At 57.5% G+C, this 6824-nt stretch carries 6 protein-coding genes, 1 tRNA gene and 1 pseudogene; 4 read left to right on the plus strand and 4 right to left on the minus strand.

Going from position 1 to position 6824, the window contains the following annotated elements:
- Positions 1–797 precede the first annotated feature (797 nt).
- Together AC1DWI_RS10025 and AC1DWI_RS10030 are read right to left on the minus strand one after the other, a co-directional pair.
- On the minus strand, positions 798–1817 hold the full coding sequence (locus tag AC1DWI_RS10025; protein WP_477671233.1) for an aspartyl/asparaginyl beta-hydroxylase domain-containing protein: 1020 nt from the start codon (positions 1815–1817) through the stop codon (positions 798–800).
- Between the two features lie 356 nt (positions 1818–2173).
- A tRNA-Leu gene (locus AC1DWI_RS10030) sits at positions 2174–2258 on the minus strand.
- Positions 2259–2297: 39 nt separating this feature from the next.
- Between AC1DWI_RS10030 and cysM the strand changes: the two genes are divergently transcribed.
- The 3 genes from cysM (at position 2298) to AC1DWI_RS10045 (ending at position 4177) form a co-directional block, all read left to right on the plus strand.
- Positions 2298–3200 carry a cysteine synthase CysM gene (gene cysM / locus AC1DWI_RS10035; protein WP_477724767.1) on the plus strand — a complete coding sequence of 301 codons (903 nt, stop codon included), beginning with the start codon at positions 2298–2300 and terminating at the stop codon, positions 3198–3200.
- Between the two features lie 115 nt (positions 3201–3315).
- On the plus strand, positions 3316–3882 hold the full coding sequence (locus AC1DWI_RS10040; protein ID WP_477671235.1) for an NUDIX hydrolase: 567 nt from the start codon (positions 3316–3318) through the stop codon (positions 3880–3882).
- 67 nt (positions 3883–3949) lie between these two features.
- Entirely contained in the window at positions 3950–4177 is a 228-nt protein-coding gene (locus tag AC1DWI_RS10045; RefSeq protein WP_477724768.1) for a sulfurtransferase TusA family protein, read from the plus strand.
- Positions 4178–4195: 18 nt separating this feature from the next.
- Here AC1DWI_RS10045 and galU read toward each other — a convergent pair whose 3' ends face one another.
- Entirely contained in the window at positions 4196–5116 is a 921-nt protein-coding gene (galU, locus tag AC1DWI_RS10050; RefSeq protein WP_477671236.1) for a UTP--glucose-1-phosphate uridylyltransferase GalU, read from the minus strand.
- 124 nt (positions 5117–5240) lie between these two features.
- Between galU and AC1DWI_RS10055 the strand changes: the two genes are divergently transcribed.
- Positions 5241–6254: an NAD(P)-dependent oxidoreductase gene (locus AC1DWI_RS10055; RefSeq protein ID WP_477671237.1), complete on the plus strand. Its 1014-nt coding sequence runs from the start codon at positions 5241–5243 to the stop codon at positions 6252–6254.
- Positions 6255–6496: 242 nt separating this feature from the next.
- Here the strand turns inward: AC1DWI_RS10055 and AC1DWI_RS10060 are convergent.
- A pseudogene (locus AC1DWI_RS10060) lies at positions 6497–6824 on the minus strand (valine--tRNA ligase); the annotation flags it as partial.

Below are 6824 nucleotides of genomic sequence, written 5' to 3' on the forward strand. Positions count from 1 at the left end.
ACGGTAAGCCAGTGCCAATGAAGGCACTTCGCGTTTTAGGCATCTTCAATGAACCCTTGCAATCGGGTAGTTACGTTGGCAGAGGCCTCGTAGCCCGCAATATAGACTCCTCGGCCTTAGGTGTCTTATGCCCAGGCAGTGCGTCTGGTGAAGGCAGACTGTCTGAGCATCAATTGGGAGAACAATTCGACCGCTGGGGTGAGAATTTAGTTCCAGCCGCTATAGCTGGCCTTCGTCGTATCGAGTACGGTATCTACAGAGGCTAGGGGTGCGGGCGGGATTTCTTGCAAGGCGGTGCGCATCAGTGCTCCCAGCATCGATATACCACTGGCGCTGGCAGCGCTAAGCTCTGTGTTCGAGGGCCGATGACTATCGTCGGGTTGCATTCACCTCACGGCTCGCTCGGTAGCCTGACCCCGAGCGAGCTCGGGCGTAGAAGGTCGGCTTAACCAGAAGAAGTGACTAGTCTCCCGTTATGAACTGTCCGATTTAAGGGGCACGTGACGGCGGCTTAGTTCCGGTGAACCTTGCGCTCCAGCCCAAGGGGTTCACCCCATAGTCAAATCAAATCTCGACGAAATTCAATATGGAGCTGTTTCAACAGGGTTTTTAGGTATGGCGAGCGTCTCCTTTTTGCGGTACCGGCTATGAAATTTATAGCAAAAACATGTACCTCATGCTACGGGATGTAGCCGGGAACTATCATGAAAAGCTAAAGGAACCTAGGCATCCTKCAGCCTCTTTTTTATGGGCGTGAGGGTTGCAAATGATTGCGCTGCAAATCGGAGCTGGCGAAGTCAGTGGGGCAGAATTGGAGTGGGCGCGGGTTGTGCGATCACAGACACCGCGGATGCGGCTTTACCCAATTTCCCAAGCGGATACCCATCAAAAATAATATGCACGCGCGGCGTACCCGATGGGTTCGCGGCCCTGTGCATCACCTTGTTGTCAAAGAACCAGAGCTCCCCGGGCTTCACATTGAAGCGGTTGTTGCCTGACTCCAGTACATTGCACTCGCCGCAGCTGAGCACCAAGTGGTAGCGGTCTCTTCCCTCAAGAGACTCTTCGTCATCGTAGTGCCGGTAAACCTGGTGGTGAGCCGGTAGCTTGACCAACACAACGCGGCCCAGGGCCAGGCCCAGTTCCTGCGCCAAAGAGGTCACGAGCGCATTGGTTTTGGGGTATTTTCTGGAGAAAGCGGTTTCCTCGCTCTCATGGACGCCATTGGCGGGCAGGTAATCGCGTTCATGCTTCTTTCTGTTCCTGACCACAATGGATTGCGTGTGCCTGTGGTGATCAAGAGCCTCCTGCCTGTGGGTGTGAACGCCCCACCAGTAAGGCGCAATGCCTTTCACCTCCGCGGCAATTTCGCGCACATCCACGGTCTTCTGGAACACAAGGTACTTTTGTTCGCCAGCGTCTGCGGGCGGCATGGACTGCATCACGCGGGACAGGCTCCTTAACTGGCGAAAGATGCCCGCCCGTTTCCACAGGGAAAGCTCTTTTCTTTGCAGCCCCATCCGTAAAACCTCCCGCAGGCTTTCGAAATCTGATGATGTCCAGTGCGCCAGGGTGTTTAGCTGAAGCTCGCCGCCGCGGTAAAGCGTGGCCGCTGCGGCCAAGGCATCATGCAGGACTCCGGCATAGAGTTCCTCATGGTCTTTTTTCTGGGCACTCCACAACATCTCCAGATGCCCCCGCATGAAAAAAGGGTCCTGGTCCAGCAGGGTTGCCACATTCCTCAACAGCTCCGGCTCAAAAAGACTCTGGCAAAGAAGGTCTTCAAAAATGCCGCGGGAACAGTTTGCTTTTTGCATGGCAACTCAAGTGTTTTGTGTGAGAAATGGATAAGGCTCGCCTCTGCTTTGTTGTGCGAGCCTGCGCGGGATGATGGTTTAAGTATATTCACGCCACGCGCCGTTGCCGGTGTTTTTGCACTGGAGATTGGCACCGAATCTCGAGGTGAAAAAATGTTGGAAAAGCTTCTGCTGGACACTGCGGCAAATGTTCTTTGGGAAGTTGAGCGCAGTCCGGCAGGCGCTGTAGGCTCTTCCCGCTTTTTGCCCACCGCGTGTCGCGTGGAGGGCGCGTGTGTATGTGAAGCCGCACGCACAACTGCGTCTGACAAAAGAAAAAGCCGGATCGGTCTGAAACCGTCCGGCTTTTCGGGATGTGGTGCCCGGGGCCGGAATCGAACCGGCACGCCTTGCGGCGGGGGATTTTGAGTCCCCTGCGTCTACCAATTTCACCACCCGGGCTGCGAGGAGCGAAGCCTCAAATTATGGCACAGTGTGGCCATGAACTATCCAACCATTGAAGACGCGATTGGCAAAACGCCTCTGGTCGCGCTGCAACGCATTTACGCCGTCGAAAACGCCGCCCGCGGCAACGTCATCCTGGGCAAGCTCGAAGGAAACAACCCCGCAGGTTCCGTGAAAGACCGCCCGGCGCTGTCGATGATCAAGCGCGCGGAAGAGCGCGGCGACATCAAACCCGGCGACACGCTGATTGAAGCCACTTCCGGCAACACGGGCATTGCACTGGCCATGGCCGCGGCGATCAAGGGCTACAAGATGGTCCTGATCATGCCGGAGGACCTGAGCATCGAACGCGCCCAGACCATGAAGGCTTTTGGCGCCGAATTGATCCTGACACCGAAAAGCGCCGGGATTGAATATTCCCGCGACCTGGCCGACCAGATGCAAAAAGAAGGCAAGGGCCGGGTGCYGGACCAGTTCGCCAATCCGGACAATCCGCGCATCCATTACGAGACCACCGGCCCTGAAATATGGACAGATACGTCAGGCAAAGTGACACATTTTGTCAGTGCAATGGGCACAACCGGCACGATTACCGGTGTTTCCCGCTATCTGAAAGAGAAAAACCCGGCGATCAAGGTCATCGGCGCCCAGCCCAGCGAGGGCTCGCGCATTCCCGGCATACGCAAATGGCCACAAGAGTACTTGCCCAAGATCTACGACCCCCGCCAGGTCGATGAACTGGTACTGGTGAGCCAGGCTGACGCTGAGGACATGTGCCGGCGCATGGCGCGGGAAGAGGGCATTTTTGCCGGCATCTCGGCGGCCGGAGCCTGCTGGGTGGCACAGGAAATCGCCAAAACCGTGAAAGACGCCGTGATTGTCTTTGTCGTTTGTGACCGCGGCGACCGCTATCTGTCTACCGGCGTATTTCCGGCTTGAGCCATTTTTTTGAGATCAAAATGGGCTTTGACCCATATGTGACGAGCGCAAGCAGCTATTAAAACGATAGCGGGCTTCTTTCCTCAATATCCTCTTTTCTCTTCCTTTTTTCACCATGACCCACGAATTCAGGTTTTGCCCCAACTGCGCGACGCCGCTGGCCATGGTGTCGCAGATGGAAGACGGCGGCGAGAAGGCCCGGCTGCGTTGCCCGGCCTGCGGCTATACCCACTGGAACAACCCTACGCCCGTGCTGGCAGCCGTGATTGAGTACAACGGCCAGGTTTTGCTGGCCCGCAATGCCGCCTGGCCCGGCAAGATGTACGCGCTCATCACGGGTTTCATGGAAGCCGGGGAAACGCCACAAGGCGGCATAGCCCGTGAAATCAAGGAAGAAACCAGCCTGGACGCCACCTCGCTGGACCTGATCGGCGTCTATGACTTCCAGCGCATGAACCAGATCATCATTGCCTACCATGCGGTCTGCACGGGGGAGGTCAGCCTGTCGCCAGAACTGGTGGACTACCGGCTCTACGACCTGGACAAGCTCAAATGCTGGCCTGCGGGCACAGGTTACGCGCTGGCCGACTGGCTGCGTACGCGCGGCCATGAGCCTGAGTTTGTGGATTGGGCTACCGTGCTGAGCAAAGTGGAACCGGACGGCGACAGCAAGGCCGGGTAAAACCGGATATTGCCGGGCAGAAGGGGCTTTGCGCTTTGCTTAAAATCGCGGCAACCCAAGGATTTTCATGARCATCGACAAAGAACTCGACACCCGCGGCCTCAATTGCCCGCTGCCCATCCTGAAAGCCAAAAAAGCGCTGACGGAAATGCTCAGCGGCCAGCTGCTGCGTGTGGTGTCAACCGACGCCGGCTCTACCCGTGATTTCCAGGCATTTGCCAAACAAACCGGCAACGAACTGGTCGAGCAACAGGTTGCCGGTAGTGACTTTATTCACGTTTTAAAGCGGCGCTGATTCTGTAACAGGCTGTTATCAGGCCACCTGTTTGCGACGTTCACGGCCCGACCAGCCAATTTGCAGGTTGTCCAGGTAATTCCGGAAATACACGCCCACTTCAGGGTGCTCCAGCGCCAGCTCTACGGTTGCTTCCAGGAAACCTTCCTTACTCCCGCAGTCATAGCGTTTGCCTTCGTATTGGAAGGCATACACGCTCTCCTGGCCCAGCAGGCTTGATATGCCGTCGGTGAGCTGCAGCTCGCCACCCACGCCGGAAGTCTGCTTTCGGATGTGCTCAAAAATCGCGGGCGTCAGGATGTAGCGTCCGGCCACACCCATGCGTGAAGGTGCCACTTCCGGCGCCGGTTTTTCGACAATCCTTTTGACTTTCATCAGGCCGGTGCTGGCGCCTTCCGTGGCTACGATGCCGTAACGGCGGGTTTGATCGAGGGGGACCTCTTGCACCGCCAAAATGGATTGCTGGACCTCGGCAAATTGCGCCGCCATCTGGGCCAGCACCGGCTGGCCGCCTTTCGGGCCGACCATCAAGTCGTCGGCCAGCAACACGGCAAAAGCCTCCTGGCCCACCAGGTGCTCGGCGCAGAGCACTGCATGGCCCAAACCCAGGGACCGGGGCTGGCGCACATAAGAAAAATTCATGTCGTCCGGCTGGACTGAGCGCACCAGCGATAGCAGTGCGTGCTTTTGGGCTACTTCAAGTTCGTTCTCTAGTTCATAAGCAGTATCGAAGTGATCTTCGATGGCCCGTTTATTGCGTCCAGTAACAAAAATCATGTGTCGGATGCCTGCGGCGTAGGCTTCTTCCACTGCGTATTGGATCAACGGTTTGTCCACCACAGGGAGCATTTCCTTGGGTTGGGCCTTGGTGGCTGGCAGAAAACGGGTGCCGAGACCAGCAACCGGGAAAACGGCTTTATTTAATGTAAATTTTTGCATCGACTTTGACCGAATAAAAGCCTAAAGTGTTGCGTTGTTGGTACAGCGCGTGGGTCGGACAAATGCCCGAATCTGCGTGAGCACAGCACGCAATCGAGAGTTTGCAGGAAAAAGGATTGACTGAGTGGACATCTTACTTCTTGATGCGTTAGTGCCCGAAGCAATGGCCTGGCTTGAAACCCGGCATGGCGTCGCCTACCATCCAGAGCTTGCCGACGATCTGACATCGCTGCGCAAGATCGCGTACAAAACCAAAGGCATTGTTTTTCCGCGCCAGACTGTGGTCACGCGCGAGTTCCTCGATTTCCTGCCCAGGCTCAAGGCCATCGGGCGCCTGCACGTAGGAACCGACAACACCGACCTGGAGGCCTGCAAGGAGCGCGACATCAAGGTCGTGCATGCCAGCAGCGCCAACGTCCGCTCCAACGCAGAATATCTTTTGAGCAGCCTGTTGTTGCTGTACCGTCGCGGCCTTGTCTCGGCCTTGATGGGACGCCGCCATCCCACGACGCAAATGGGGCGCGAGCTTCATGGCAGCACCGTGGGCATTCTGGGCCTGGCCCCGACGGCGCACACGCTGGCCGGCATGCTGAGCGGGCTCGGCGTGCGGCTTGTTGGCTATGACCCGGCGGTTCATCACACCGCGCCCATTTGGGAGCGCCTGCGCATACAGCCTGTTTCGCTGTCCGAGCTGGTCAGCCAGTCTGATGCGGTGTCAGTGCAGATGCTGTACGCCACCCGGTTCCGGGGTTTCGTGAACGACAAACTGCTGGCGGGCTGCAAGCGCAGCCAGTTGTGGGTTGGCATCAGCCGCAGTGAATTGTTTGATGAAGGCGCATTGGCCGCTGCGCTGTGCGACGGCCGGATTGAGGCCTGCATCCTGGACGGCGCTGAAGCAAGTTTCCTGGGTGACACCTCACCGCTCAAAGGGTTGAAGAACCTGTTTGTTACGCCACGCCTGGGCTCCCACACACGCGAGGCACGCCTGCGCTCGAGCTGGTATGTAGCCCACCGTATGCATGAAGCTCTGGGCACGCAGCACAGCGGCATGGACCAGTTGACCAGCACTCCCATGGGCCTGGAGCCAGGCAGTGTCCCGCCGTCGCAGTGGTCTGAACCTGAATTCATGATCAGATAGATGTTGGCCCCCACGTTCGCTCACTTCGTGTAGCTCTCTGCCCCCCGAGGGGTGCTGCGCCTGCGGTCTGGCAAAGCCAGTCCCGCGGCCCCTGCTGGTGAAGAACCATCCATCTTTTACCGTTGCAGTTGACTGGTCTTGGCGTATACGCAGCTCGCGGGTCTTACGGGGGCTCGCTTCGCATCCCGATCAATAAAAAAAGCCCCGCAATGCGGGGCTTTTTACTGGTGGTGGTCTGGCGCTTATTTCAAACGTGTCAGTTGTTCGCGAATCTTGGCCAGGGCTGCCTGGTTATCGGCCAGGCGCTTGCGTTCCTGTTCCAGTACGGCCGGGGGCACCTTGTTGACGAAGGCTTCATTGGCGAGCTTGGTTTCGGACTTGGTGATTTCTCCTGCCAGGCGGGTTTCTTCCTTTTGCAGGCGAATCTTTTCTGCCGCCAGATCGACTTCCATGTAAAGGCACAGGCGCGCTTCGCCGACGATGGCCACAGGTGCAGACTGCGCTGCAGCGGCCCAACTGGCTTCGTCGTCGAACACCTTCACTTCGCTGAGTTTGGCCAGTGCCTTGAGC

This window comes from Polaromonas sp. P3_C2 (assembly GCF_056402675.1).

What these genes read in the sequence shown, in the direction of transcription:
- AC1DWI_RS10025 (WP_477671233.1), bottom strand. Translation starts at nt 1,817, where the DNA reads ATGCAAAAAGCAAACTGTTCCCGCGGCATTTTTGAAGACCTTCTTTGC.
- AC1DWI_RS10040 (WP_477671235.1), top strand. Translation starts at nt 3,316, where the DNA reads ATGACCCACGAATTCAGGTTTTGCCCCAACTGCGCGACGCCGCTGGCC.
- galU (WP_477671236.1), bottom strand. Translation starts at nt 5,116, where the DNA reads ATGCAAAAATTTACATTAAATAAAGCCGTTTTCCCGGTTGCTGGTCTC.